At 72.3% G+C, this 26304-nt stretch carries 21 protein-coding genes; 10 read left to right on the top strand and 11 right to left on the bottom strand.

All coding sequences use genetic code 11. The features are described from left to right. Positions 1-4: 4 nt before the first annotated feature. Positions 5-1645 (bottom strand): GMC oxidoreductase, encoded by a 1641-nt coding sequence (locus KY5_RS01075; protein ID WP_098240368.1) that lies wholly within the window; start codon positions 1643-1645, stop codon positions 5-7. A 346-nt stretch (positions 1646-1991) separates the two neighbouring features. Here KY5_RS01075 and KY5_RS01070 point away from each other — a divergent pair, with 346 nt between their 5' ends. Then, positions 1992-2414, top strand: coding sequence for an STAS domain-containing protein (locus KY5_RS01070; protein ID WP_159072450.1), 423 nt, complete (start codon positions 1992-1994; stop codon positions 2412-2414). Here KY5_RS01070 and KY5_RS01065 read toward each other — a convergent pair. Together KY5_RS01065 and KY5_RS01060 are read right to left on the bottom strand one after the other, a co-directional pair. After that, positions 2393-3088, bottom strand: coding sequence for a PhzF family phenazine biosynthesis protein (locus KY5_RS01065; protein WP_098240366.1), 696 nt, complete (start codon positions 3086-3088; stop codon positions 2393-2395). The two genes, KY5_RS01070 and KY5_RS01065, sit on opposite strands and share 22 nt — an antisense overlap. 13 nt (positions 3089-3101) lie before the next feature. Beyond that, the gene (locus tag KY5_RS01060) at positions 3102-3719 is read right to left on the bottom strand and encodes a TetR/AcrR family transcriptional regulator (protein WP_098240365.1); all 618 of its coding nucleotides are present in this window, start codon (positions 3717-3719) and stop codon (positions 3102-3104) included. A 90-nt stretch (positions 3720-3809) separates the two neighbouring features. Here KY5_RS01060 and KY5_RS01055 point away from each other — a divergent pair, with 90 nt between their 5' ends. Both KY5_RS01055 and KY5_RS01050 read left to right on the top strand, forming a co-directional pair. Then, on the top strand, positions 3810-4313 hold the full coding sequence (locus KY5_RS01055; protein WP_098240364.1) for a DUF4345 domain-containing protein: 504 nt from the start codon (positions 3810-3812) through the stop codon (positions 4311-4313). Further along, positions 4285-5013 (top strand): hypothetical protein, encoded by a 729-nt coding sequence (locus KY5_RS01050; RefSeq protein WP_098240363.1) that lies wholly within the window; start codon positions 4285-4287, stop codon positions 5011-5013. Before KY5_RS01055 ends, KY5_RS01050 begins: the two co-directional genes overlap by 29 nt. An 8-nt stretch (positions 5014-5021) precedes the next feature. Here KY5_RS01050 and KY5_RS01045 read toward each other — a convergent pair whose 3' ends face one another. Continuing rightward, positions 5022-6074: a Dyp-type peroxidase gene (locus KY5_RS01045; RefSeq protein ID WP_098240362.1), complete on the bottom strand. Its 1053-nt coding sequence runs from the start codon at positions 6072-6074 to the stop codon at positions 5022-5024. 140 nt (positions 6075-6214) lie between these two features. Here KY5_RS01045 and KY5_RS01040 point away from each other — a divergent pair, with 140 nt between their 5' ends. From KY5_RS01040 to KY5_RS01030, 3 genes are all read left to right on the top strand, one after another. Further along, complete coding sequence (locus KY5_RS01040; protein ID WP_234362570.1) at positions 6215-7507, top strand: right-handed parallel beta-helix repeat-containing protein; 1293 nt, start codon at positions 6215-6217, stop codon at positions 7505-7507. 226 nt (positions 7508-7733) lie between these two features. Continuing rightward, positions 7734-10526 carry a SpaA isopeptide-forming pilin-related protein gene (locus KY5_RS01035; RefSeq protein ID WP_199842877.1) on the top strand — a complete coding sequence of 931 codons (2793 nt, stop codon included), beginning with the start codon at positions 7734-7736 and terminating at the stop codon, positions 10524-10526. 98 nt (positions 10527-10624) lie between these two features. Next, complete coding sequence (locus KY5_RS01030) at positions 10625-11422, top strand: hypothetical protein (RefSeq protein WP_159072449.1); 798 nt, start codon at positions 10625-10627, stop codon at positions 11420-11422. A 16-nt stretch (positions 11423-11438) separates the two neighbouring features. Here the strand turns inward: KY5_RS01030 and KY5_RS01025 are convergent, their stop codons facing one another. After that, on the bottom strand, positions 11439-12146 hold the full coding sequence (locus tag KY5_RS01025; protein ID WP_098240360.1) for a L,D-transpeptidase: 708 nt from the start codon (positions 12144-12146) through the stop codon (positions 11439-11441). A gap of 331 nt (positions 12147-12477) precedes the next feature. Here KY5_RS01025 and KY5_RS01020 point away from each other — a divergent pair, with 331 nt between their 5' ends. Together KY5_RS01020 and KY5_RS01015 are read left to right on the top strand one after the other, a co-directional pair. Beyond that, the gene (locus KY5_RS01020; protein WP_234362569.1) at positions 12478-13404 is read left to right on the top strand and encodes a helix-turn-helix transcriptional regulator; all 927 of its coding nucleotides are present in this window, start codon (positions 12478-12480) and stop codon (positions 13402-13404) included. Positions 13405-13474: 70 nt separating this feature from the next. After that, positions 13475-14320, top strand: a complete 846-nt coding sequence (locus KY5_RS01015; RefSeq protein ID WP_098240358.1) for a carbohydrate-binding protein — start codon at positions 13475-13477, stop codon at positions 14318-14320. A 79-nt stretch (positions 14321-14399) separates the two neighbouring features. Here the strand turns inward: KY5_RS01015 and KY5_RS01010 are convergent, their stop codons facing one another. Then, entirely contained in the window at positions 14400-15119 is a 720-nt protein-coding gene (locus KY5_RS01010; protein ID WP_098240357.1) for an SDR family NAD(P)-dependent oxidoreductase, read from the bottom strand. 70 nt (positions 15120-15189) lie between these two features. Between KY5_RS01010 and KY5_RS01005 the strand changes: the two genes are divergently transcribed. Next, a complete protein-coding gene (locus KY5_RS01005) occupies positions 15190-15726 on the top strand; it encodes a MarR family winged helix-turn-helix transcriptional regulator (RefSeq protein ID WP_098240356.1) in 537 nt (178 codons plus the stop codon). A 32-nt stretch (positions 15727-15758) separates the two neighbouring features. Here KY5_RS01005 and KY5_RS01000 read toward each other — a convergent pair whose 3' ends face one another. From KY5_RS01000 to KY5_RS00980, 5 genes are all read right to left on the bottom strand, one after another. Then, complete coding sequence (locus tag KY5_RS01000) at positions 15759-17861, bottom strand: xanthine dehydrogenase family protein molybdopterin-binding subunit (RefSeq protein ID WP_098240355.1); 2103 nt, start codon at positions 17859-17861, stop codon at positions 15759-15761. Next, on the bottom strand, positions 17846-18859 hold the full coding sequence (locus KY5_RS00995) for an FAD binding domain-containing protein (RefSeq protein WP_098240354.1): 1014 nt from the start codon (positions 18857-18859) through the stop codon (positions 17846-17848). Before KY5_RS00995 ends, KY5_RS01000 begins: the two co-directional genes overlap by 16 nt. Next, positions 18856-19383, bottom strand: coding sequence for a (2Fe-2S)-binding protein (locus tag KY5_RS00990; RefSeq protein WP_098240353.1), 528 nt, complete (start codon positions 19381-19383; stop codon positions 18856-18858). The genes KY5_RS00995 and KY5_RS00990 overlap by 4 nt, the downstream gene beginning before the upstream one ends. A gap of 153 nt (positions 19384-19536) precedes the next feature. Further along, positions 19537-22968 carry a hypothetical protein gene (locus KY5_RS00985; RefSeq protein WP_098240352.1) on the bottom strand — a complete coding sequence of 1144 codons (3432 nt, stop codon included), beginning with the start codon at positions 22966-22968 and terminating at the stop codon, positions 19537-19539. A 41-nt stretch (positions 22969-23009) separates the two neighbouring features. Beyond that, positions 23010-23447 carry a Fur family transcriptional regulator gene (locus KY5_RS00980; protein ID WP_098240351.1) on the bottom strand — a complete coding sequence of 146 codons (438 nt, stop codon included), beginning with the start codon at positions 23445-23447 and terminating at the stop codon, positions 23010-23012. A gap of 394 nt (positions 23448-23841) precedes the next feature. Here KY5_RS00980 and katG point away from each other — a divergent pair, with 394 nt between their 5' ends. Then, positions 23842-26061: a catalase/peroxidase HPI gene (gene katG, locus KY5_RS00975; protein ID WP_098240350.1), complete on the top strand. Its 2220-nt coding sequence runs from the start codon at positions 23842-23844 to the stop codon at positions 26059-26061. Positions 26062-26304: the final 243 nt, after the last annotated feature.

The raw sequence follows: 26304 nt of genomic DNA, 5'->3' as shown, positions 1-26304 counted from the left end.
CGGATCACAGATCGGTGGCGATGATCTTCTCGATGTTCCGCTCAGCGAGCGCGGTGATGGTGACGAACGGATTGACGCTGGTGTTGCCGGGGATCAGCGCGCCGTCGATGACGTAGAGCCCCGAATGGCCGTGCAGGCGCCCGTAGTTGTCGGTGGCCTTGTTCAGCACGGCGCCGCCCAGCGGGTGGTACGTCAGGTGGTCGCCCCAGATCTTGTACGTGCCGAAGAGGTCGGTCCGGTAGATCGTCCCCTCCTTGGCGTTGATCTTGTCGAAGATCGTCTTGGCGGCGTCGATGGAGGTCTGCTTCCAGGCGGTCTGCCAGTTCAGGTCGACCCGTCCCGCCCCGGCGTTCCAGGAGAACTCGGCGCGGTGCGGGGTCTTGGTGATCGACAGGTAGAACGAGGCGTACGTCTCGATCCCGGTCGGCAGCGGAGCCACCTCCGCGAATGCGCCGCCGGTGGCCCAGTTGTCGATGCCGCCGCACGGGATGGACGACTGGACCTTGCCGGTCGGGTCCCACAGGTGGTTGGCGCGGCCGCACATGACGTTGCCGTTGTCGCCCCACCCCTTGCCGATCTCGCCGTTCAGACCGGGCAGCGCGCCCGTGGCCTTGAGCTTGGTCAGGAGCTTGCTGGTGCCGACGCTTCCGGCCGCGAAGAACACCTTGTCCGCGGTGACGCTCTTGGTCGCCGTCGTGTCGCCGCTGGTGTTGAGCTCGTCCATGACGACGGTGTAGCCGCCGCCCGGGGCGGGGGAGACCGAAGTGACCTTGTGCAGCGGGGAGATGGTGACCCGTCCGGTGGCCCTGGCCTGGGCGAGGTAGGTCTTCTGCAGCGACTTCTTGCCGTAGTTGTTCCCGTAGAGGATCTCCCCGTCGAGGGCCGACTTGGGCACGGTCCCCGCCGCCTCCTTCTCCATGTAGTCCCAGTCGTAGACGTCGGGCACGAAGACGAAGGGGAATCCGGAGCGCTGGGCGTGCTTGCGGCCGACCCGGGCGTATTGGTAGCAGTCGACGGAGTCGAACCAGGCGGGGTCGACGGTGGCGACGCCCAGTCCGGAGTTGGCGCGCGGGTAGTAGACGCCGTACATCTCGTCGGCGTTCACGGACGGCAGGACGGCTCCGAAGTTCTCCCGCCTGGGCGTGACGGCCATGCCGCCGTTCACCAGGGAGCCGCCGCCGATGCCACGACCCTGGTAGACGATGATGCCGCCCATCTCCTCGGCGTCCAGGATCCCGGTGTAGCGGGGGACGTCCTTGTCGATGGGGAAGCCGAGGAAGTTGCTGAGTGGCTGCTTCGTACGGGTGCGCAGCCAGTACGAGCGCTGATCGGGCTTGGTGGTGTTGGCGAAGATCTTGCCGTCGGGGCCCGGGGTGTCCCAGGCCATGCCCATCTCGACCATGTGGACGTCCACGCCCGCCTCGGCGAGGCGGAGGGCGGCGACGGACCCGCCGTACCCGGTGCCGATCACCAGGGCGGGCACGCGCGCGGCGTCGGCGATCGGTGCGGTCCTGGCCGGGGCGGCGTACACGGCCGAAGCGCGACCCGCGAGGATCGCGCCACCAAGAAGAGAACTTGTTCCAGCGATGAATCTTCGCCGTGACACACCGTCAGAAGTCTGACTACGCATGGCATTACCACTCATGTGACGTTCCTCACTCTAGGCGGAATCGGAACGAGTTCTACTGCCGCCCCTGCGGGAAGTCACTGCATACCAAGAGGTAACTTGTACCTGATCTTTACGATCCGTCCCTTTTTGTCGTTGAGCGGCGTACGAGGTGTGAGGGGTGGCTATTGGTCTAGACCCTTGAAGAAGTTTCGGCGCCTGCCCTTGTCGAGGGGCGTCCGGCGAGGTCCGTCCTCACCTGCGGACATCTCATTCCTGGCCACGCCCGGTGACAGGTCGTGCACGTGAGGGCCCCTCGCTGCGGGTGGCCCGGCATGGTATAGACAAGTGGAAGAAGTTGGAAGAAGCCGGAGGGCCTGCTCCCGTGCGCGATGCCGATCACACGACCCCTGCCGCGACCGTGCGGCACGCCCGCAGGGCACCCCTGTCGCCGGGCGCCACCGGGGCCGCCCGGCACCTGCGGCGTGCGGGCATCGCGCGGGTGCTCGTCGCCGGGTGCCTGGTCCGTGTCACGCTGCGGGGTGAGATCACCGCGCGCCAGGCCGACTCGCTCGCGGCACACCTGCACCGCCTCGTGCGGGGCGGCTGCCGCCATCTGATCGTCGATCTGTCCGAGGTCACCTATCTCGCCCGGGACGGCGCGGGCGTCTTCTTCGGTACGCTCCGGGCGCTCAAGGACGTCGAGGGATCCCTGGTGATGCGGGGAGTCTGCCCCAAGTCCGCGGCGACCCTGCACTGTCTGGGCATGGGGCGGCTCATCGCGGCTCAGGAGGCGTCGGCCACCTGAGGGAGCGGTCGGCGCTCGGCGGCCGCGACGCGCCCGCCGACCTCCGTCCACCCCTCGTCGCGGACCCGGGCCACGATCTCGGACGCGACCCCCTGCCGGATGTGCACGTCACGGCCCAGCTCGGCCGCGAGGAGCATCGCGGCCGCGCCGGTCGCCTCGTCCTCGGTGATGGCGTCCCCGCGCCGCGGAAAGCCGCGGGCGCGAAGGGTGCCCGCGGCCTCGTCCTGCCACGCCCACGCGTACAGCCAGCCCTCTCCCGGGGGCGGTGCGGGCAGGGCGTCGACCTCGGCGGCGGAGGCGTACTGCTGCGTACGCTTGCCCGACACCCATGCGGCGCGCCCGCGGATCCAGGTGAACCCGCCCTCGACCCACGTCGCCACGTCACCGGCCGCGGTCCGCAGCACGTCCACGGGCGTGCCGTGCTCCCGCAGCACCGAAGCGGCGCCGATCAGCGGATAGCCCGCGAACGGCAGCCGGGCGCTGGGCGTGTAGATGTCCACCTCGCCCCGCGCGGCGTCGTCCACGAACACGGTCTCGCTGAACCCCAGCTGTCGCGCCAGCTCCTGACGGCCCGTCACGCCCGGGACCGACGCGCCATCGGTCACCACCCCCAACGGACTGCCGCCGGTCCCGTCGGCGGTCACGAACACGCGCACAATCTCGACATCGGTCATGCCGAAGATCCAATCACAGGGTCCCGGCGTCCTCGCCCGCCACCAGCCGATCCAGATCGAGGACCGCGCCGAGCGCCCCCTTCAGCGCCCCGACCGACATGGTGTGCAGTTCGGCGCGGGTGAACGACTCGTTGGTCAGCCAGTCCACGCAGAGCACGCGGACGAAGACGAGCCAGCTGGTCAGCGCCGACGACACCAGCTCCCTCGGGCCGTCCCCGAGCGCGGTCGCGTCCAGCAGGCGCCGTCGCAGCTCGGCCAGTTCGCCCGTGATGATCGACTGGATGACGGGGTCGCCCGCGAGCACCCGGTTCGCCGCGAGCACCGTGTGCTTGTTGGCGGCGAAGTAGTCGAAGTGGGCGTCGAGTCCGGCCGACAGCTGGTCGAAGACGGGCGCGGATTTGTCGAGCCTGGTCACCGAGAGCAGTTGATCGGCGGCCTGTTGGTAGACGGCGGCGAAGAGGGCGTGCTTGCTCGGGAAGTACCGGTAGAGCAACGCGCGGGAGACGCCCGCCTGTTGGGCGACCTCCTCCATGAACACCTCGTCGTACGGCTTCGCGGCGAACAGTCGGGCCCCGGTGTCGAGCAGTTCGCCGCGGCGCTCGGCGGGATCGAGTCTGCGGCGCGCGGTCATGCGCCCACCCTACTTGACACCTGTCTACTAGTGGCCCTAGCTTCCCGCTAGTAGACAGACGTCTACTAGCGGGCGGAAGGTGGTCCAGCCGTGGCCAGACTCCTCAAGTGGCTCTCGATGGCGATGGGTGTCGCCTGCGTGGCGATCGGCCTGTACCACGTCGTCCTCGGCATCGGCTCGGTGCCGGGGGAGGAGTCGGCGGGGGCGACCGTCGACAGCAGGGAGCGGTTCTACAACGCGATCTTCCTCGGCTTCGGGCTCGCCTGGATCTGGGTCGCGCGCCAGTCGCCGATCCCCTCCGCCGTCGTACGCGTGCTCGCCGGGGTCTTCCTGCTCGGCGGCGTCGGCCGTCTGCTCTCCGTCGCGGTGCACGGCTGGCCCCACTGGTTCCAGGTGCCCCTGACCGTCCTCGAAGTCGGCCTGCCGCCCCTCTACTTCTGGCTCTCGACCGCGGACGAACGAGCCGCGGCAGCGGGCGCGGCGGCGCGCGGGACGGCGGTCGCGGCCGACGCGGGAGAGGCCACCGCGGCCGGGCCCGCCGCCCCGGGCCTGGCAGACTCGACGGATGGACACCTACCCCCTGGTCGACCGTGAGCCCGCCCCCGAGAGCTACGGGCGGCTGCGCGTACAGACCGCCGACCTCTCACCGGCCCACTGGCTGGGTGAGCACGGCCCGGGCCGCGGCGCGTTCGGCACGGTGACGGGCGTGGCGGCGGCCGGTTTCGCGGCGTACGCACGGGTGCTGCATCCGGCGTCCCTGGACGAGCGCCCGGTGCGCTGGTCCGCGGTGGCCGCTGCCCACGGTCGCGAGGTGGCGCCGGGCGTGAACTGGCACGAGGTGGTCGGCATGGACCGCGACTACCAGAACCTGTCCGAGTACGGCCTGCCCGGCGTGTGGGACGAGCACCCCGCCGAGGGCCCCACCCCGCCCGATGTCGCCCGCGCCCTCATCCCCGTACTGTCCCGGCACACGGCGACCGCCGAGCAGTGCTGGTTCGGCCTGTGGAACGGCTACGGCCGCTGGGACTTCGACGGACTGCCGACCTTCGAGACGCCGGGCAGGGACGAACTGCTGCTCGCGGGGCCGCTCGCCGACGTCGTGTCCCCCCTGTCCCTCGACGAGTTCGCCGAGCTGCCCGACCTGTGGTGGCCGAGGGACCGCGCCTGGTGCGTGGGCGGGGACGTCGACCTGGTGAGCACGTACGTCGGCGGGTCCGAGGCGCTCATCGCGGACGTGCTGGAATCCCCGGGCCTGGAGGCGCACCGGGTGTCTCCGGGCGACGGGGTCGGCTGAGGCCCGCGTCAGCGCAGCTGGTCGCCGAAGGCGGAGCCGGGGGCCGGGGCGGCGAGGACGTGGCCCACGGCGGAAGCCCGGTGCTCCAGGAAGCGGTTCATGGCGTCGGCCGCGGCCAGGCGCTGCTGCACGCGGACGAAGAGCGCGGGGTCGCGCATGTAGGAGAGGAAGAGCAGCCCCCGGTCGTCAGCGCCGTCGTCGTAGGAGTAGCCGCGCCGCAGCATGCGAGCACCGCCGTCGAGGCGCGAGTGGGCCAGCCGCACATGGGATTGCGCCGGGATCAGATAGCGGCCCTGGGGCGTCTTGGCGTACAGGTCCACGGGGTCGTGCTCGCGCTCTCCGCCGAGGGGCGCGCCGCTGGCGCGATGGCGGCCGATGACGCGCTCCTGCTGGGCGACGGGCAGCGCGGTGAAGGTGTCGACGGCCATGTGGATGCGCCGGTAGACGAGGTAGGTGGTGCCGTCGCCGTTCCACACCCAGCGGTGGAGCTCGTCGGCGCCGGGGTTCTCCGTGCCGTCCTTGAACCCGAAGAGGTTCAGCGGGGTCTGTCCTGCGGCCCGGGGCGGCAGGAACCCCTCCTGCCGCCAGCGTTGGGTGAGGACACCGGCGGCCCGGGCGGTGAGACGCGTGGCGGCGCGGGCACAGGCCGCCGCGTCGTCGCCGCAGAGCTGCACCAGGACGTCGCCCCCGCCCCGCCGGGGGTCGAGGCGGTCGCCGGGAAAGGCGGGAAGGGCCTTGAGGCGGTCGGGGGCGGGCACGGCGAGCTTGCGGTACAGGCCGGGCCCGGCGGCCACGGTCAGCGTGATGTCGGGTGCGGGGCGGGACCACCAGGCGGACAGGGTGGCGCGGACCGCTGCCGCCGTCGCCCCGGGGGAGGCGAGGTCGTAGGCGGTCAGCAGGACGCGGGCGGGTTGCGCGGTGGCGATGCCGTGTTGGGTCCGCGCCTGGGGCCGGGCGCCCGCCGGGTGCGAGGAGGGAGAGGAGGGGGCGCCGCACGCGCTCGCCGCGGCGAGCGGGGCGAGCAGAAGGGTGCGGCGGCGCGGCGGGGGCGACACGGTCACCGAGACTCCAGGACGTCAGGGCAAGGGGAGGGCCAGGGTGCGCTGAGCGGCGCGGCGTGACGATACACCTCTGGGCCATGCGATCTCTTTTCATGAAATGCCGGGCACGTGTCCGTGGTGGTGGCTCCTCGTGGTGTGCCGTGCTGTCCGGCGCGGCCTTGATGGCGCTGGCCGGGTGCGGTGCGACGGGCACCGACGGCAAGGCGGGGCCGTCGGGGCCCCCGACGGTGCTGCGCGTGCCCGCCCAGTACGCGTCCATCCAGAAGGCGGTCGATGTCGCCCGATCCGGGGACACGGTGTTGGTCTCATCGGGTGTTTACCGCGAGAGCGTGGCGGTGCGGCGACCCGGCGTGGTGCTCCGCGGCGCCGACCGCAACAAGACCGTCATCGACGGTGAGTTCAGCCGCGCCAACGGCGTCACCGTGACCGGCGCGCGTTCGGTCGTGGAGAACCTGACGGTGCGCAACCACCTGGCCAACGGTGTGCTCTTCACCGGTGTCACCGATGAACGTCTGCAGGGCTCCGGCGCGGGCGGCGCGGGCTACGACCCGCTGGACACGACCAAGTTCCCTCCCCTGAAGGGCTTCCGGGCCTCGTACGTGACCGCGTACAACAACGCCCTGTACGGGATCTACGCCTTCGACGCGCGCAGCGGCCTCATCGAGCACGCCTACGCCTCGGGGCAGTCCGATTCGGGGATCTACGTGGGGCAGTGCGATCCCTGCGACACGGTGGTGCGGCACAACACGCTGGAGCACAACGCGATCGGCATCGAGGTCACCAACGCGTCGAGTGACCTGTACTTCCTGGCCAACACCGCACGCCGCAACCGCGTCGGTCTGACCATCAACTCCAACAACCTGGAGGCCCTGGGGCCGCAGCACGAGGCCGTCGTGGTCGGCAACACCATCATCGGCAACAACGACGACCGCGGTCCGGAGCAGGCCGACGGCGGTTTCGGGATCGGCGTGGGCATCGGCGGGGGCACCCGCAACCGCGTCGAGCGCAATCGCATCGAGGACCACCGCGTCGCCGCGCTCGTCCTGCGCGACGTGCAGGGTTACCCCGTCCGGGGCAACCGGGTGTCGGACAACACCGTGGACGGCGGCACCGCGTTGGTCCTCGCCTCGCCCCGCACCGGCGGCAACTGCTTCACCGGTGACGGTCCCGCCGTCACCAGTCCCCGGAGCCTGCCCCGCGCGGTGACCTCCTGCCCGGGCCGGGACGTTCCGCTGGCCGCGCAGGGCTCCACCGAGGCCGTGACCGTCCCGCCGGGAGTCTCCTTCAAGCGGGTGGCCGCGCCCGGACCGCAAGCCGTGATGCCGAAGGCGCGGACCGCGCCCGCCCGCCCGGCCGTGGATCTGCCCGGCGCCGTCGACCTGGCGCGCTACCGGCTGCCGGGAGTCGCGACGGGCGACCGGGGCAGGAGCTGACGGGCGCGCATTTAGAGCAAAAGGGGTGCAGTCGGGGGTAGTGAGGCGTGTCGGGGGCGATCTTGCCCGGTCCTTTTCACTAAGCAGGAGGCGGGCCCGTTCGCCCGGAGAAGAGCGAGCGGGCCTTCCCTGTTCGAATGAACCAACAGGAGACATCTTGCTGTCTACCCCCTCTGCCGCGTCGCGCGGCAGACAGATCCCACGCCGGGCCTGCACGCTCGGCGTGGTGCTGCCTCTGCTGGCCTCCGGCACGGCCCTCGGGGCCGCGCCCCTGGCACTGGCGGCCGAATCCGGCGACGGCACCGTCAAGGTCCGGGTGGTGCGCGAGGTCAACGCCAACGGCGCCTGGGACAAGGTGCTCGAACCCGGCATGAACAAGGTGCGGGTCCGCCTGACCGACGACGCGGGCACCACCATCACCGCGACCACCGGCGCGAACGGCGTCGCGACGCTCAACCCGGCGACCTCGAAGCTCAAGGGCGGCAAGTACCGCGTCCAGGTCATCAACCCCAAGCCGGGCGTGCTGTATTCGGCGTTCGCCGACAAGGAGGGCCTGGACAAGGCCCCGGACTCCCTCAGCAGCACCGAGGAGTTCGTCGACGTCGGCGGCGGCAAGGACGTCGAGTTCACCACGGCGTACTGGAACCCCGCCGACTACTGCCAGAAGAACGCCGAGCTGGTGACCGCGTGCGTCCGCAAGGACGTGCCGCCGGCCGACGCGGACGACATGCGCACCCTGGTGTCCTTCCCGTACGACGCCCGCGGCAACAACGACCAGACCACGGACCTGGCGACGAAGGCCGACACCGGCACCGTGTACGGCATCGGCTACAGCAAGCAGAAGAAGTGGATCTTCAGCGGTGCGCACGCGCACCGCGGGTCGGCGTACGGCCCGGGCGGCAGCGGGGCCATCTACCTCACCGACCGCGACAGCGGCGCCACCAGCCAGTTCGCCACGGTTCCCGGCGCGGGCAGCACGGCGCACGACTTCCCCACCGACATGGACCTGGCCTTCGCGCCCGCGGCGGCCAAGGAGTCGCTGGGTGACGTCGAGGTGTCGGAGGACGGCAAGGACCTCTACGTCGTCAACCTCAAGGACCGGAAGCTCTACCGGTACGACGCCACCAAGCGCACCGCGGACGCCCCGAAGGGGTCGTACGCGATTCCGGACCCGGGCTGTCCCGACGCCGACGACTGGCGCCCCTACGGCCTGGGCGTGCAGGACGGCACCGTCTACGTGGGCGGCGTCTGCTCCGGCGAGTCGACCCAGAAGAAGTCGGACATGCGCGCGGTGGTGCGCACCTTCGACCCCAAGGCGGGCACCTTCGGTCCCGTGATCATGGACCAGAAGCTCGACTTCCCGCGCGAGGTCACCTTCCAGTCGGCACCTCAGTGCAAGGGCGCCTCCTGGTACCCCTGGACGGACACGATCCCGGACACGCAGGACGGCAAGAACTGCGCCGCCACGTACTACGCCAACCCCGAGCCCATGCTCGCGGACATCATCGTGGACACCGACGGCGCCCTCATCCTGGGCTTCCGCGACCGGCTCGGTGACCAGCTCGCGCAGGGGCAGCGGATCCGGCCCGGCGGCGGTCTGTACTCGCCCGCGGCGGGCGGTTCGCTCAGCCGCGCGTGCCGGGGCGCGGGCGGCAAGTTCGTCATGGCCGAGAACGAAGGCTGCGGCAAGTCTCCGCGAGGCACGGGCTACTACGACAACCGGACCTACTGGGAGCACGGCAACGGCTTCTTCGCGGGGACGGCCCTGTCCAAGGTCGAGGACACCATCGCCAGCTCGGCCATCGACCCCAGCGGCGCGATCTTCACCGGCGGCACGGCCTGGGCCAAGCGGGACGGCAGCACCACCCCCGCGGGCGCCCAGAAGGGCAACCAGCTGACCACCACCTTCGGCAAGGGCGGCTCCATGGCCGACCTGGAGGTGCTGTGTGACGAGGCGCCGATCCAGATCGGCAACCGCGTCTGGTACGACGTCGACAAGGACGGCATCCAGGACCCGGGCGAGAAGCCGGTGCCCGGCGCGACCGTCAACCTCTACGACAAGAACGGCGACCTGGTCGCCAGCACGACGACCTCCAGCCGCGGCGAGTACTACTTCGACAGCGTCAACGACGGTCTGAAGTTCCGCACCGAGTACACGATCAAGATCGACAACCCGGCCGACTACGAGGAGGGCGGCCCGCTCTACCGCTGGGCCGTCACCAAGCACGACGCGGGGAAGAACGACTTCATCGACAGCGACGGCAAGGTCCCCTCCGGCGGACAGTTCCCCGAGCACACCATCACCACCGGGACCGCGGGCCAGGACAACCACACGTACGACTTCGGCTACAACCAGCCCAACGGTGACGTGCGGGTCCTGAAGGTCGACGCCAAGAGCGGCAAGCCGCTGCGCGGGGCCCAGTTCCAGCTGTGGCGCGAGAGCAACGGCAAGAGCGGTCTGCAGACGGGACGCGACGCGGACACCAAGGTCGGCGGGCGTGTCACCACCAAGGCCGACGGCCGACACGTCTCCCGGGTGTCGCTGGGCACCTACTACTGGCAGGAGACCAAGGCACCCGCCGGGTACCGGCTGCCCAAGCCCGCGGTCTTCGGTCCGCTGGAGTTGACCTGGGAGAACCGGAGCAAGGGCGTCTCCGTCACGGCGAAGGACCAGCCGAAGCCGGGGGAGATCGTCCTGCTCAAGAAGGACGCCAAGACCCGCAAGGCGCTGCCGGGCGCGGTCTTCCAGCTCTGGCGGGACACCAACGGGCGAGCCGGTCTGCAGCGCACCGGCGGCCGTGCCGACACCCGGATCGGGTCCTCGTGCGCGACCGACCAGCGCGGCCACTGCAGGTTCACGGTTCCCAACGGCACCTACTACCTCTACGAGACGGCCGTCCCCGAGGGGTACAAGCTGCCCAGGAACCGCGTCTCCGGACCGCACCGCATCACCCACACGACCAAGCGGATCGTAGCCACCGTCTACAACCCGCGTGGTGAGACCGGCAAGAAGAAGTAGCGGCGACCCACGCCATCCGGCGTGACGGCGGCGGCCTCCCCACCGGGAGGCCGCCGCTCCGCACCCGCCACCGGAACATCGAACTGGAGGACCCCCTCGTGCCCAGGCTGCCCAGTCGGCGACGGATCGGCCCATGGAAACCCCGCACGGCCCTGCTCGCCCTCGTGGCGCTCGCGGTCATCGGGGGTGCGGCCGCGATGGCCCTGCCCCGGGACGAGGGACCGCGCCCGGTGACCGTCGCGGAGGCCCAGCGCCTGGCGATGGCCCGCTTCAACACGTACGACACCGGAACCATGCGGGTGACCGTCACCCTCCACGACGACTCCGGCACCACGACCGTGCGCGGTCTCGCCGACTACCGCGCGCACCGCGCGGTCGGACGCTTCACCGTCGACGGCGCGGGCAGACCGGACACCGGCCTCATCGCCTGGGACGCCGCAGGACTCGCCGTGTCGTCCGCACCGGCGCGCGGCGCCGACGAGGTGGCCGGCACCACGAAGGCCGTGGCCAGGACGTCCCCGCGCTCCTGGTCGCCGCGCGCCTACACCGAGGACCCCCTGGACAACGCACTGCGCCTGGTGATGGCCCTGGCCACCGACCGCCCTGACAACCCCCAACTGCTGGCCCAGGCAGGGCCGCGCCGACTGCGCGACGAGACCCTGCGGGGCACCGCCTACACCCTCTTCTCCGGTCCGAGGCCCCGCGGCAGTGCCCGCGACAGCGAGTCCCCGTTGACGTACTGGGTCGACGAAGAAGGGCGGCTCGGACGGCTCGAGGCACGCATCGCGCCGCTGCCGGGCCCGGCGCGCGTGGACCTCACGGCCGCGCCCGACGGCTTGCGCGTGCCGGACCGTCCCTGGGCCGCTCAGGCCGCCGCCGGCACCGGACGCCGATAGCCCCCGGGCCGGTCCGTCAGCCCCCGGTGCCGGGTTTCGTCCCCCATACGTAGACCCAGTCGCGCACCTTCAGGAGCTTCCACAGCTTCTTGGCGTCGGGCAGGCGCAGGTTCACGCAGCCCGCGGAGCCGCCTCCGTTGTAGAGGTCGTGGTAGGTGCCGTGGAGCGCCTGGCCCCGGTCGAAGAACTGCGAGTACGGCATGGGGGCGTTGTTGTAGAGCGTGGAGAAGAACTTCCGGTGCTTCACGTAGATGCGGTGCCAGCCGCGGCGGGTCTCCTGCCCGTCGCGCCCCGTGCGCATCGGCACCGGACCGAAGACCACCTTGCGCCCGCGCTGCACCCACAGCAACTGCCGCCGCTGGTCCACGCACGTCACCTTGAACCTCCGCACCGGGCACTTCCCGGCCTTGTTCGGGTTCCTGCCCGCCTGCGCCACGAGCATCATGCGGTACGTCCACAGGTTCGCGTACCCGTTGGCCGGTCTGATCCGTTGCTGGGTCTGGAAGCGGCGTATCGCCGCGCAGTCGGCCTTCGACTGCCTGCCGTCGCGGGCCAGGCCCAGGTAACCCTCCAGCTGGCGCTGGTAGGGCCCGGTGTCCGCGGTGCACGCCGCCGCGATCCCGTGCGTGCGGTGGATGCCCGGTTCCACCGCCGCGGCGGTCGCGGCGGGTCCGAGTGCGATGAGCAGCGCGCCTGTGGTGGCGCCGACCTTGATGCGGTGCATAGCGTCCCTTGCTCGGCCGGGAGGCCGTAACCCGTTGGTTTCCTTGCTCGTCGTCCGTCGTCGGCCTCATGCCGAGGATCTCGCGCACCCTTCGTTTCGGAATTCCGTGCCGGGCAAACGAGTGGTACTCGTGGGGTATTCGAGCGAATTCCGGTGGTCGTCCAGGTAACCGGGCGGCACGGCGGTGCTGGCGGGGCGGTGGCTCGGGGCCGGGACGGGGTAGGTGTCACCGGGGCAGCCCGACGCCCGTGACGCGATGGGAGGGTGCGGAATGCGTGGCACGACGGTCTTGCCCGGCCACGGGCGCAACGGAGAGCCGTGCGGTGAGGACATGCCCATGCACCGGCTCGAAGTGCCGATGCCCAACGCCCTGCCGTTCGCGATCGGCACCTTCGACACCATCGGCGCGATGTCCCGCGCCACCTTCCCGCACCGCCACACCTTCCACGAGATCGTGCACGTGACCGGCGGCAGCGGCCACCACGTCGTCGACCTGTCCCGGTTCGCGCTGCGCCCGCCGAACCTCTGTTTCCTGGCGCCGGGACAGGTCCACCACTGGGACGCGGTCACCGGTCTGGAGGGCAGGGTCGTCCTGTTCACCGACGAGTTCCTCGTCGACCACCCCGGCGACCAGTCCGTCCTGCGCGCGCTCGGTCGGCGTCCCTGGCTCGAACTGCCGCCGAGGGAAGCGGAGGTGACCGCACGCCTCATCGACGAGATGGACGCCGAGTACCGGGCGGGGGCCGACGGTTTCGCGAGCGTGCTCCGTTCGCTGCTGCACATCCTCGTGGTGCGCGCCGTCCGCCTGGCCGCCTCACCGGCGACCCGGCCGCGCCAGGAGCCCGCAGGGCCCGAGCGGACGCAGGGCGCGGGACCCTCCCGCCCCGGCCTGGTGGCCACGGAGTTCGTGGCCCTGCTCGGCACCCCCGACAGCTGCCCGCTCTCGGTGCGCGAAGGCGCGCGACAGCTCGGCGTCTCGGTGAGCTACCTCAGCGAGGCGGTCAAGGTGTTCACCGGCCGCACGCCCGGTGAGCTGATCCGGCAGGCGCGCATCCGCGAGGCTCAACGCTTGCTGCTGCGTACGGAGTTGTCGGTGCGTCAGATCGCCGAGCGGGTCGGCGTGGGTGACCCTGCCTATTTCTGCCGGTTCTTCCGCAGGGAGACCGGCACGAGCCCCGGTGACTACCGCAGGGGAACCGGCGATATTCACCACGACCACCGGCTTGAGTCCATCGCCCGCCCCGGTCCTTCCGCCTAGCTTCGTAGCCGATCCGGGCCGCGCTCACGCCGACAGCGCAGGGCGGGGCCCCTGTTGCGAAGGAGGAGCGATGGACCACGAGCCCGACCCTCGTACCCCGGACGACGCGCCCGCCACGGAGGACTCCCGTGGCACCGGCGGCCCCAGCCGCAAGACGGTCCTGAGAGCAGCGGCCGCCGTCGGCATGTCCGTGCCGGTGGCCATGATGGGCATACCCGCCCTCGCACGCACCGCCGACGGGCAGGGCCGGGTGCTGGATGCGACCCCCACCTGCGACGACGGCGACGACCCGACCATCCCGCAGATGGAGGGCCCCTACTTCAAACCCAACTCGCCGGAGCGTGCCTCGCTCCTGGAGCCGGGCACCGTCGGGGTCCGCCTGACCGTGACGGGCTACGTCTTCACCCGCACCTGCAAGCCGGTCTCGCGCGCACTGCTCGACTTCTGGCAGGCCGACAACAACGGCAACTACGACAACACGGGGTTCCGGTTCCGCGGCCACCAGTTCACCGACGCGAACGGTGCCTTCACCCTCACCACGATCGTGCCGGGCCTCTACCCGGGCCGCACCAGGCACCTGCACGTGAAGGTCCAGGCTCCCGGCCGCCCGATCCTGACCACCCAGCTGTACTTCCCCGGCGAACCCCGCAACAACACCGACTCGCTCTTCGACCCGCGGCTGCTCATGAACGTGCGCGACGTCGGCAACGCCAAGCAGGCCGACTTCGACTTCGTCCTGAACATCGGGGACCCGCCCACCCAGCCGCCCGGCGGCGGCACGTGGGCCGCGGGCACCGCCTACAAGGGCGGGGACCGTGTCACCTATGACGGCCGCACCTATCAGTGTCTGCAGGCACACACCGCCCAGCGAGGCTGGGAACCGCCCAACGCGCCCTCGCTGTGGCGCGCCCTGTAGCGGACGGCCCCTGCACCGTCGTTCCTCGGTCCGTGCACCGGAGCTGTCGTCCTCCGGTGCACGGCGCACGCGTGCGTGCTCAACGCGTCGTGTGCGCGCCCCCGTTGACGTGCAGGACCTGCCCGGTGATGTGGCGGGCCGAGGGCGAGGCGAGGAAGGCGACCGCACCGGCGACGTCCTCGGGGGAGCCGGGGCGGCCGGTCGCGGTGTTGGCCACCAGCTGTCCGCGCCGCTCGTCCGTGAGCTTGTCCCGGAAGAACTCGGTGTCGGCGATGTACCCGGGCGCGACGACGTTGGCTGTGATGGAGCGTGCGCCGAGCTCGTGCGCCAGACTGATGTTCCAGGTGGCGAGCCCGGCCTTGGACGCGCCGTACGAACCGGCGCCCTGGTCGGCGGCGATCGACCCGATGTGCACGACGGCGCCGTCCTCGGCGAGACGCTCGTCGAGCGCCCTCGTGGTCAGTGCGGCAGTGATCAGATTCGCTTCGAGGTTGGCGCGGAAGTCCCGCGCGTAGGACGCCAGATCGCTCTTGCCGTCGGCGTCGAACCCGGTGTTGCCGCCCGCGTTGTTGACCAACACGTCGATGCGCTCGGGCAGTTCGTCGAGGAGTCGGGTGAGGTCCGCCGGGTCGGTGTGGTCGCACACGAGGGCCCGGACGCCGCTGTCCCGTGCGAGTTCCTCGATCGGCGCGGCCCTGCGGCCGGTGACCGTCACCTGCTCGCCCTGCGCCGCGAAGTGCAGTGCGACAGCTCGGCCGATGCCCGTGCCACCGCCGGTGACAAGGATGTTGCGTGCCATATGCTGAGCTCCGAATCACAGTCGTTTAGCTCTAAATTTAGAGCTAAACGTAACACTCGGGAGGCCCTCCATGGCAAGCAAGGACCAGTCGGCGCAGGACATCGCCGACGCATGGCAGCGCGAACGCCCCGGTACCCCCGTCGACTCGATCACGATCGTCACCCCGATCTGGCAGCTCGCCAAGCTCTTCGGCGACGACCGGCGGCGCGTCCTGACCCGGGCCGGGATCGACACCGCCACCCTCGACCTGCTCAGCACGCTGCGCCGCAGCGGTTCCCCGTACGCCCTCAGCACCCGTGAGCTGGCACGGCGTTCGATGGTCACGGCGGGCGCCGTCTCGCAGCGCGTCGGCCGCGCCGAAGGCGAGGGCCTCGTCACCCGGGAGCCCACGCCGGGCCGCGCACGCACCGTCCTGGTCACCCTCACCGAGGCCGGTCACGATCTGGTCGAAGGGTCCGTGGACCAGGTGCTCCACCGGGAGGCGGAACTGATCGACGCGCTCAGCCCCGAACAGCGGACCCAGCTGTCGGACCTGCTGCGCACCCTGCTCCAGGACGTGCAGTCCCGGGTCGGCGACCACACGATCTCCCAGGTCGGCCAGATCTGAGGTCTCCCCTCCGGCGACCACGGGCCCCGGTCTCAGAAGTCCGGCCGACTCTCCAGCACGCGGTCCGGCGTGAGGGGCAGTTCCCGCAGCCGCGCCCCGGTGGCGTGGTGCACCGCGTTGCCGATCGCCGCCGCCGTTCCGACGATGCCGATCTCGCCGATGCCCTTGCTCCCCATGGGGTTGAGGTGGGGGTCCTCCTCGTCGATCCAGTGCGCCTCGATCGCGGGCACGTCCGCGTGCGCCGGTACGTGGTACGCGGCCAGGTCGCACTCCGCGAAGTCACCGAAGGCCGCGTCCATCGTGCTGCCCTCGGTCAGCGCCATCCCCAGGCCCATGGTCATCGCGCCGATGAACTGCGAGCGTGCCGTACGGGGGTTGAGGATCCGCCCGGCCGCGTAGACACCGAGCAGTCGTCGTACGCGCACCTCGCCGGTGACCGTGTCGACGCCGACCTCGGCGAAGTGGGCGCCGAAGGAGTGCCGGGAGAAGTCGCTGTCCGCGTCGGCGACGCCCGCCGTGTCCGCCGTGGCGGACAGGCCATCGGGCGGGAGCGGCGCGCCGCGCCGCGCGGACAGGAGCGCCGCCAGTTCCGTACAGGCTTCGTGGACCGCCCAGCCCCAGGAGGCCGTGCCGGAGGAGCCGCCCGCGAGCGGCGCGGTCGGCAGGTCGCTGTTGCCGATCTCGGTGCGCACGCGCTCCAGCGGGGCGGCGAGCGCCTCGGCGGCGATCTGGGAGAGCACGGTGCGGGCGCCCGTGCCGATGTCGGTGGCGTTGACCCGCACCACGAAGCTGCCGTCGGGCAGGGCGTGGGCGCTCGCGCGGGACGGCGAGACGAGCACCGGGTAGGTCGCCGCCGCGACGCCGCTGCCCACCAGGACGGGGCCCTCGGCGTGCGAGCGGGGGCGTGGGTCGCGCGCCGACCAGCCGAAGCGGCGGGCCCCTTCCCGCAGGCACTCGGCGAGGTGACGGCTGCTGAAGGGCAGGGAGCTGTCGGGCTCGTTGCGGGTGTCGTTGCGCAGCCTCAGCTCGACGGGGTCGATGCCCAGGGTGGTCGCGAGTTCGTCCATCGCCGACTCCAGGGCGTACATCCCCGGTGCCTCGCCGGGCGCCCGCATCCAGGAGGGGCTCGGCACGTCGAGCGCGACCACTCGCTGGGTGGTGCGTCCGTGCGGCGACGCGTACATGACGCGGGTGGCGGCGGTGGCCGTCTCGACGAACTCCTTGACGCGCGAGGTGTGCGCGGTCGCCTCGTGGATCACGGACGTCAGCGTGCCGTCGGCCTCGGCCCCGAGGCGCACGCGGTGCAGGGTCGGCGACCTGTGGCCGACCACGGCCGCCAACTGGCGCCGGGGCAGCGCGATTTTGACGGGCCGTCCGGTGACGCGGGCGGCCATGGCGGCGAGCACCACGTGCGGCCGTGGCGTGCCCTTGGAGCCGAAGCCGCCGCCGACGTGCTCGGAGATGACGGTGACGTGGTCCTCGGGCAGCTCGAAAAGGCCCGCCAGGGCGTCGCGGACGGCGGTGGCGCCCTGGCTGCTGTCGTGCACGGTCAGCCGCCCGTCCTGCCAGTGGGCGGTGGCCGCGTGCGGCTCCATGGGGTGGTTGTGCAGCGGAGGCACCCGATAGGAGACGTCCACGCGGGCGGGCGCCCGGGTGAACGCGTCCTCGGCGTCGCCGCGCACGTGCTCGCCCGAGGTGCCGTCGGTGTCCTCCGGGACGTAGGCGTCGGGATGGTCGGCCCGCAACGTGACGTCGTGCGGCTCCTCGGCGTACGTGACGCGGACGGCACCGGCGCCCTCGCGCGCCGCCTCCAGGCTGTCGGCGACGACCAGCGCGACGTACCAGCCCCGGTGCGGCACGTGCGCGTCCCGCAGCACGGTGAGGATCGCGTCGTCGGTCTCCGCCAGGCGCGGCGCGTTCAGGTGGCTGAGGACCCCGACGACACCGGGCAGGGCGAGCGCGGCCGAACCGTCGATGCCGGTGATCTCGCCGCGCGCCACCGTGGCAGGGACGGGCCAGGCGTAGGCGCAGCCGTCGGGCGTGTGCTCGGCGGCGTAACGGGCGGCCCCGGACACCTTGTCCGGGCCCTCCCTGCGCTCGGCCGCCGCCCCGAGCGCGCTCACGGTGTCGGACATGGTGTTCTCCCTGGTGGCTGAGGTGAGAGACGGCGCAGCACGTCGCACGCGAGAGCGCGGGCCAGGCGCACCTTGAACGCGTTGTCCCGCAGCGGCTCGGCGGCGGACAGCTCCGCGTCCAGGGCCCGCTCGAACGCGGCACCAGACGGTGCGGTGCCCACCAGCGCCTCCTCGGCACGCGTGGCCCGCCACGGCCGGTGGGCCAGACCGCCGAAGGCGATCCGCACCCGGCGTACGACGGCGTCCTCGACCTCCAGGAGCACGGCCACGGACACCAGCGCGAAGGCGAACGAGGCACGGTCGCGCGCCTTGCGGTAGGCGCACGGCACCCCGGCGGTCGCGGGCGGGAGCAGTACGCCGGTGATGAGCTCGCCGTGCGCGATCTCGGTGTCCAGGTCGGGCCGGTCACCGGGCAGCCGATGGAACTCGGCGACGGGCAGGTCCCGCCCGCCGCGCGCACCGTGCAGCTCGACCCGCGCGTCGAGCGCGGCGAGCGCCACCGCCATGTCGGAGGGGTGGGTGGCGACGCACTGCGGGGAGTGGCCGAGCACCGCGTGGTCGCGGTGGACGCCGTCGAGCGCCCCGCAGCCGGTGCCCGGCTCCCGCTTGTTGCACGGCTTGCCCAGGTCCTGGAAGTACGGACAGCGGGTGCGCTGGAGCAGGTTGCCACCGGTCGTGGCCATGTTGCGCAGCTGCCCCGACGCGCCCGCGAGCAGCGCCTGGGACAGCACGGGGTAGCGGTCGCGGATCAGCGGGTGGGCGGCGAGGTCGCTGTTGCGCACCGTCGCGCCGATCCGGACCGAACCGTCGGGGAGCTCATCGACCGAGTCGAGCGGCAGTCCGCTGACGTCGATCAGGGTGCTCGGCCGCTCCACGCCCAGCTTCATCAGGTCGACGAGATTGGTGCCGCCGCCCAGATAGCGGGAGGTCGGCCGGCCCGCGTGGGCCGCGGTCGCCTCGTCGACGCTGTGCGCGCGGACGTACATGAAGGGCTTCACCGGATCACGTCCTCCACGGCCTCGACGATGTGCGGATAAGCGCCGCAGCGGCACAGGTTCCCGCTGAGCCGCTCCCGAATCTCGTCCCTGTCCAGCGCGACAGGGGTCTTCGCGCCCGGCTCCGTGACGTGTGAGGGGTGGCCCGCCGCGGTCTCCGCGAGCATGCCGACGGCCGAGCAGAGCTGCCCCGGGGTGCAGTACCCGCACTGGAAGGCGTCACGCTCCACGAACGCCCGCTGCAAGGGGTGCGGGGCCTCGCCGTCGGCGCCGCGCAGCCCCTCCACGGTGGTGATCTGGCATCCTTCACAGGCCACGGCCAGCAGCAGACAGCTGTTGGCGCGGCGCCCGTCGACGAGGACGGTGCAGGCGCCGCACTGCCCGTGATCGCAGCCCTTCTTGGCGCCGGTCAGGTCCAGCTGTTCACGCAGCACGTCAAGGAGGGTCGAGCGGTGGTCGACGACGGGGGAGCGGCGCTCGCCGTTCACCGTCAGCGGCACCGCCGACCGGAACACCTCGGTTGCCATGGCGCTCTGCTCCCTCGCTGTGGCGCGGTGCGGGATGCATCCGCCCGTCCAGCCTGGGCCAGGACACGCTTTCCGGCATGCCGGGGGAGCGGGGCCCGGGCCGGGCGGCGGCCGTCGGGAGCGGCCCGACCGGCGCCGCCGCCCACGTCGGCGTCACTCCGTCTCGGTCAGCGTCCGGTAGGCCTCATGGCGTACGTCGGGGTCCGGGTGCCCGCGCAGTGCGCGCAGCAGCGCCCGCCACTCCTCCGGCCAGCCGAGACCGGCGCCCCACTCGGCCACCAGACCGGCCGCGAGCAGGCCCGTGACGGTACCGCCTTCCCGGGCGAGCCGGTCGGTGGTGATCAGGAGCGACTCGGTGTGCCGGGGCGGCGTGCGGTGCGCCCGGCCCGCCCGCAACCGGCCCGCGGCCTGCGCGGCGACACTCACCCCTGCGCCCTCCAGGGCCTCGGCCAGGTCGAGCAGGCGGGCCAGGAGCGCGTCGGGTTCGGCGGACGGATCGACCAGCCCGCACAACAGATCGGCACGCTCGGCCACGAGGAGCGGTTCGGACGCGAGCTGGGCGGCGAGCCCTGCCAGGAACTCGGGCCGCTGCCACTGGCCGTGCTCGGTGCCCCGCGACACCAGGGTGCGCAGCCGCTGCAACGCGGGCACGTCCCGGTCCTCCCGCGCGTCACAGCCGCCCTCGGGCCCGTGCGCGGCGGCCAGCAGCTCGGCCACCGCACCGTGCAGGGCGCTGCCGGGAGCCGCCCCGCCCACCGGATGCGGCAGCTCCGACACGGCGAGTTCGCGCAGGGTCCACGCCGCGTACTGCCAGTGCGTGCGGGACCCGAGGTCGCAGACCGTCCGCACGAGCCGGTCGGCCAGGTCGGGCGCGTAGCGGCACCACACGCCGAAGGACTGCAGCATGCCGAGGCCCGCGAAGCCGTCGGTCGACGCCAGGCACGCGTCGTACGCCGACCCGACCACCGCGGCGTACCCGCGACGCTGTCCTTCGGGCAGCTCCCACGGGGTGACCCGCAAGAGCGCGTCGAGCACGGGCTCGGCGTCGGAGCGCGCGGCGTCGTCGAGCAGCGACCAGGCGTCGGCCACCCCGAGAAGCGGCGGCAGCGCGCGGACCACGGCGGCCCGTACGTCCGGGTGGCGGTCGGGGGAGTGGAAGGCGCGCGTCAGCAGGGCCACCGCCTGCCGCTGCGGCAGGAGGCGGGCCGCGAGCCGGACGGCCTCCTTGCGCGATGTGACCTTCGCGCGCCGCTCCCCGCCCAGCAACGTGCCGAGCAGCAGGGCGAGTGCGGACGGCGCGGTGAAGCGCGCGGCGCGTGCCGCCGCGTACACGGCGACCCGCGCCCGCTCGCCGCCCGCCTCGTCGAGGAGCACCGCCACGGCGTCCTGCGGCCGGTCGGTCCAGGGCAGCGCGGCGAGCGCCGCCTCGGCCACGACCACGTCAGGGTCGTCCTTGTGCCGCATCGCGAGCTCGCGGCCGGACACCGGTATCGGCGCGGCCGCCCGGATCGCGGCCGCGCGCACATCGAGCGGAAGGGACGCGTCCGCGGCCGCCTGCCCGGCGAGCCGTGCGGCGGCCCGCTGCTGGCGCGGCAGCCAGCGGTCGCTGTCGCCGAGATCGGGCAGCGGCCGACGGGCGCCCCGCACGAGGAAGCGGCCGTACGGCGGGGCGTCCGCGAGCAGCACGTCGAGCAGGTCCGTACGGCGCAGGGACACCGCACGTCGTACGGGCGCGAGGACGATCGCGGACGGCTCGCGCGCGACGATCGCCGCCACCCGCTCGCCGCGAGTGGCCGGTGCGGCGAGCCACAGCCTCGCGGCCGCCTCGAACGTGTCGTCGTCGCCCCGCTCCAGCGCCGTGGCCAGCAGGTCCTGCAACTCGGGCAGCAACTGCGCCCGACGCCCCAGCGCTTCGGCGAGGCCGAGCAGCAGCCGGAAGTCGGCCCGCCCCGCCGCAGCGTCGAGCCAGGGACGCAGCGCGTCGACGACCTGCCGCTCCTGACCCCGGCGCAGCACGTGGTCGAGCGCGCCGAAGTCGGGCACGCCCACCCGGCCCGCGATCCGTTCCAGCACGCGCAACGCCCAGTCCCGCAGGGCCGGTTCGCCCTCCGTGGCGTGCTCGACCAGGACGCGCTCGGCGAGCCTGCGCAGCGCCGTGCGGCTGGCGCGCGAACTGTCGCGTACCTCCAGGGCGTCGGTGGCGATCCGGTCGAGGGCGGCGGTGTCCTCGGCACGCAGGATGCGCGGGTGTGCCGCGGCGAGCGCGGTCAGCGCGGCGCCGCGCACCGGATCCTGCTCGTTGCGCAGACCGCCCAGGAGAGCGAGGAGTTCGGTGACCGCGGGACGCCCGCCGTCCCTGGCGGCGCACGCCACCAGGATCGGCCAGGCGGCGGCCCGGTCGTCGCTGTCGGAGCGGCGCACCGCGGCGAGCAACGCGGCACGCGCCTCGACGAACGGGCCCTGGGCGAGAGTGTCCCATTGATCCCACAAGGACCAGGATTCACCGGTGAATTCGGCCGCCAGCCGCCGTACCTCCGCCCAGCGGCGTGCACGCGGGAGCAGGCCGAGCACCCGGAACGCCGGATCCGAGCGCGCCCCTTCGGCGATCACCGCGTCGATGAACGCCGGTCGGCGGCCGGGGGCCATGGCCTTCACGAGCGCGGTGAACTGGCCGTCGCGCGGCGCCCAGTGGCGGCCGAGCGCGGGCAGCGAGGCGGGCTCGGCCCGCACGAGCCTGCGCAGCACGCCGGGCGGCGGCGCCGGTTCGTAGCGCTGTTCGGCGCGGTCGGGAGAGATGATCCAGCCGATCACGCGCTCGGCGTCGGCCTCGACCAGCGGGCCGAGCCCCCGGTTGAGCGCGTGCGGCAGGGTGTCGGGCCCGTACCGCTCCAGGAGGGCGAGCACGCGCTCGGGACGCAGGGGCGCGAGCGCCGCGACCGTCGTGGCGTGCGCCTGCCACCAGTCCTGCCGCTGCCGCCCGCTGCCCCGCTCGGCGAGTGCCGTCCCCGCGTGGTCGAGCACCGGGTCGGGGTGACGCCGTGCCAACCGCGTCCAGCCGTCGACGGCATGGGCGAGCGCGGGCAGGTGCCGCGCCACGAAGGAGGACGAACAGCCGGGCAGCAGCCGCGCGGCCTCGGTGTCGCCCCAGGTCTCGCGCAGCCGCACCACCAGGCGCTCGGCGAGTGCGGGACGCGCTCCGGAGGCGAGCACCCCGGCAAGGCGCCGCCGTCGGGCCGCGGGCGCGTCGGCGTAGGCCGCCTCCAGCGCCTCGTCCGGCACGGGCAGCGCCCGTGCCGCGCGCAGCGCGTATCCGGCGACCACCGGGTCGGGGTCGGTGAGACGCCCGGCGAGGAACGCGACGTCCCGCCCCGCGAACGCGGCGAGCGCGGCGAGCCGCCGCTCGTACGGGCCGCGGGCGTCCCAGTCCGCGAGCAGCGCGGCAAGCCCTCCGGTACCGGTACCGGCCGTGTCCGTTGGTCCTGCCTCGCCCGCGAGCCGGTGCGCGGTGCGCGCGGTGAGCGCGAGGCGATCGGGGAACGGAAGCGGCTCAAGGGCGCGGAGCAGGGCCTCCGCGGTGGTCGACATGGTGCGATTGTGCCGGTGGCTGCCCGTTCGTGCGATCGAATTTAGTGCGGCGCCGGCGGCTCGGACGTACGGACGCAGTCCGGGCACCGCCCCCAGTACGTGACCTCCGCCCCGGAGACGCTGAAGCCGAAGCGCTCGGTGGCGGGCAGTTCGTCCACGGGGTCGCCCACGGGGTGGACGTCGCGAATGGCGCCGCAGCCCGAGCACGTCAGGTGCTGGTGGGGGCGGTGGGCGTTGGGGTCGTACCGTTTGGCGCGGCCGATCGTGGCCACCTCGATCACCTCGCCGAGCGAGACGAGTTCGCCGAGGGTGTTGTAGACGGTGGCGCGGGAGATCTCCGGCAGTCGGGCCGTGGCGCGCGCGAGCACCTCGTCGGCGGTGAGGTGGACGTGTTCGCCGTCGAGCACCTCGGCGACGACCCGGCGCTGAGCGGTCATCCGCCAGCCGCGCCCGCGGAGCCGTTCGAGCAGGTCACTCATGCGCACCAGCCTCACTGTGCATCGTCAGACGAATGTTTCCGTACGGGCCTGTCTGGCGTATTGACTTGGACTTGGTCCATCGTAGGATCGGTTCCGGCCAACAGCCAAGGGTCAGGGCACAAGGGACAGAGCAACAGCAGGGGAAGACGCGTGACTTCAGGAGGCGAGTGCGCTCGCCACGGCATCCGGTGTCCCGCTCGCGGGCCGTCCGGACCGCGAGCCGTCGGTCCGACCGCGTCCCCTGCCCGTCCGGCCGCCCTCGCCCGACCACGTCCGCCGACCCTGCTCTCCCGGTCGGCGGGGCCCGAGGCCGTCCACGGGGTCCGCGCCCCGAGTGAGTCAACCGCCCCGCAGTTTCTGAGCACCGTGATCCGCCCCGTCCGGAAGGATTCGCATGACTGAGAACCACGACGCGATCGTCACCGACCCGAAGCCGGAGGAAGTGACCGGCTGCCCGGTCGCGCACGGTCGCGCGCCGCATCCGACGCAGGGCGGCGGAAACCGTCAATGGTGGCCCGAGCGGCTCAACTTGAAGATCCTCGCCAAGAACCCCGCCGTGGCGAATCCGCTCGGCGAGGAGTTCGACTACGCCGAGGCGTTCAAGAGCCTCGACCTGCCGGCCGTGAAACGGGACATCGCCGAGGTCCTGACGACCTCGCAGGACTGGTGGCCCGCCGACTTCGGCAACTACGGCCCCCTGATGATCCGGATGGCGTGGCACAGCGCGGGCACCTACCGCATCAGTGACGGCCGCGGCGGCGCGGGGGCGGGCCAGCAGCGCTTCGCTCCCCTCAACAGCTGGCCGGACAACGCCAGCCTCGACAAGGCCCGCCGCCTGCTGTGGCCGGTCAAGAAGAAGTACGGCAAGAACCTCTCCTGGGCCGACCTCCTCGTCCTCACCGGCAACGTCGCCCTGGAGACGATGGGCTTCGAGACCTTCGGCTTCGCCGGTGGCCGCGCCGACGTGTGGGAGCCCGACGAGGACGTGTACTGGGGTCCCGAGACCACGTGGCTCGGCGACGAGCGCTACACCGGCGACCGCGAGCTGGAGAACCCGCTCGGCGCGGTCCAGATGGGCCTCATCTACGTCAACCCCGAGGGCCCCAACGGCACCCCCGACCCGATCGCCGCGGCCCGCGACATCCGTGAGACGTTCCGCCGCATGGCGATGAACGACGAGGAGACGGTCGCCCTGATCGCGGGCGGCCACACCTTCGGCAAGACCCACGGCGCGGGCCCCGCCGACGCCGTCGGCAATGACCCCGAGGCGTCCCCGATGGAGCAGCAGGGCCTCGGCTGGCAGAGCTCGCACGGCACGGGCGTGGGCAAGGACGCGATCACCAGCGGCCTCGAGGTCACCTGGACCACCACGCCGACCCAGTGGGGCAACGGGTTCTTCAAGAACCTCTTCGAGTACGAGTACGAGCTCACGCAGAGCCCGGCCGGCGCCAACCAGTGGGTCGCGAAGAACGCCGAGGCGATCATCCCCGACGCGTTCGACGCGTCGAAGAAGCGCCTCCCGACGATGCTCACCACCGACCTGTCGCTGCGCTTCGACCCGGTCTACGAGCAGATCTCGCGGCGCTTCTACGAGAACCCGGACCAGTTCGCGGACGCCTTCGCCCGCGCCTGGTACAAGCTGACGCACCGCGACATGGGCCCGGTCGTCCGCTACCTCGGCCCGGAGGTCCCCACCGAGGAACTGCTGTGGCAGGACCCGCTGCCGCAGCGCACCGGCGAGGTCATCGACGCGGCGGACATCGCCGCGCTCAAGGAGAAGGTCCTCGGCTCGGGCCTCACGGTCTCGCAGCTGGTGTCGACCGCGTGGGCCGCAGCCTCCTCCTTCCGGGGCAGCGACAAGCGCGGTGGCGCCAACGGCGCCCGGATCCGCCTGGAGCCGCAGCGCAACTGGGAGGTCAACAACCCGGAAGAGCTCGCCCAGGTGCTCCGCACCCTCGAAGGCGTCCAGGAGTCCTTCAACTCCCAGGGCGGCAAGCAGGTCTCGCTGGCCGACCTGATCGTGCTCGCGGGCTCGGCGGCCGTCGAGAAGGCCGCCAAGGACGCCGGTACGGCCGTCGAGGTGCCCTTCACGCCGGGCCGGGTGGACGCGACGCAGGACCGGACCGACGTGGAGTCGTTCGCCGCGCTCGAGCCGACCGCCGACGGGTTCCGCAACTACCTCGGCAAGGGCAACCGCCTCCCCGCCGAGTACCTCCTCGTCGACAAGGCGAACCTGCTCAACCTGAGCGCGCCCGAGCTGACCGTCCTCGTCGGCGGCCTGCGCGTCCTCGGCGCGAACCACCGGGGTTCCCGGCACGGGGTGTTCACCGAGAACCCCGGCACGCTGACCAACGACTTCTTTGTGAACCTGCTCGACATGGGCACGCGGTGGAAGTCGACGTCCGAGGCACAGGACGAGTTCGAGGGCCGTGACGCGGCCACCGGCGAGGTGAAGTGGACCGGCACCCGTGCCGACCTCGTCTTCGGCTCGAACTCCGAGCTGCGGGCCGTCGCCGAGGTCTACGCGAGCGACGACGCGCAGGAGAAGTTCGTGAAGGACTTCGTCGCGGCCTGGGACAAGGTCATGAACCTCGACCGGTTCGACCTCGTCTGACGGCTCGTTCCCGGCGGTTCATGAAGCTGCCGCACGCCCGTCGGCGTGCGGCAGCTTCCCCCGCGGGAGGCGTGCGGGCCGCGTCCGGGCGGAGGGGGCCGCACCGGGCCCCGCACTCCGTCGGGATCACCGATCCCCGCCGGGCCTCCACCGCGAAGACCCCTCACGGGCCTTCGCTCACCTCTGATTCGTCGTCGACGGCCCCGCGGATTGCCCTTGCGCGGATCGGCCGCGTCGATCGGA

Origin of the sequence: Streptomyces formicae, from assembly GCF_002556545.1 — a bacterium.
GTDB classification, from domain to species: domain Bacteria; phylum Actinomycetota; class Actinomycetes; order Streptomycetales; family Streptomycetaceae; genus Streptomyces; species Streptomyces formicae_A.
The sequence above is the reverse complement of the archived record's forward strand: the minus strand, read 5'-3'. Positions and strand labels throughout refer to the sequence as shown.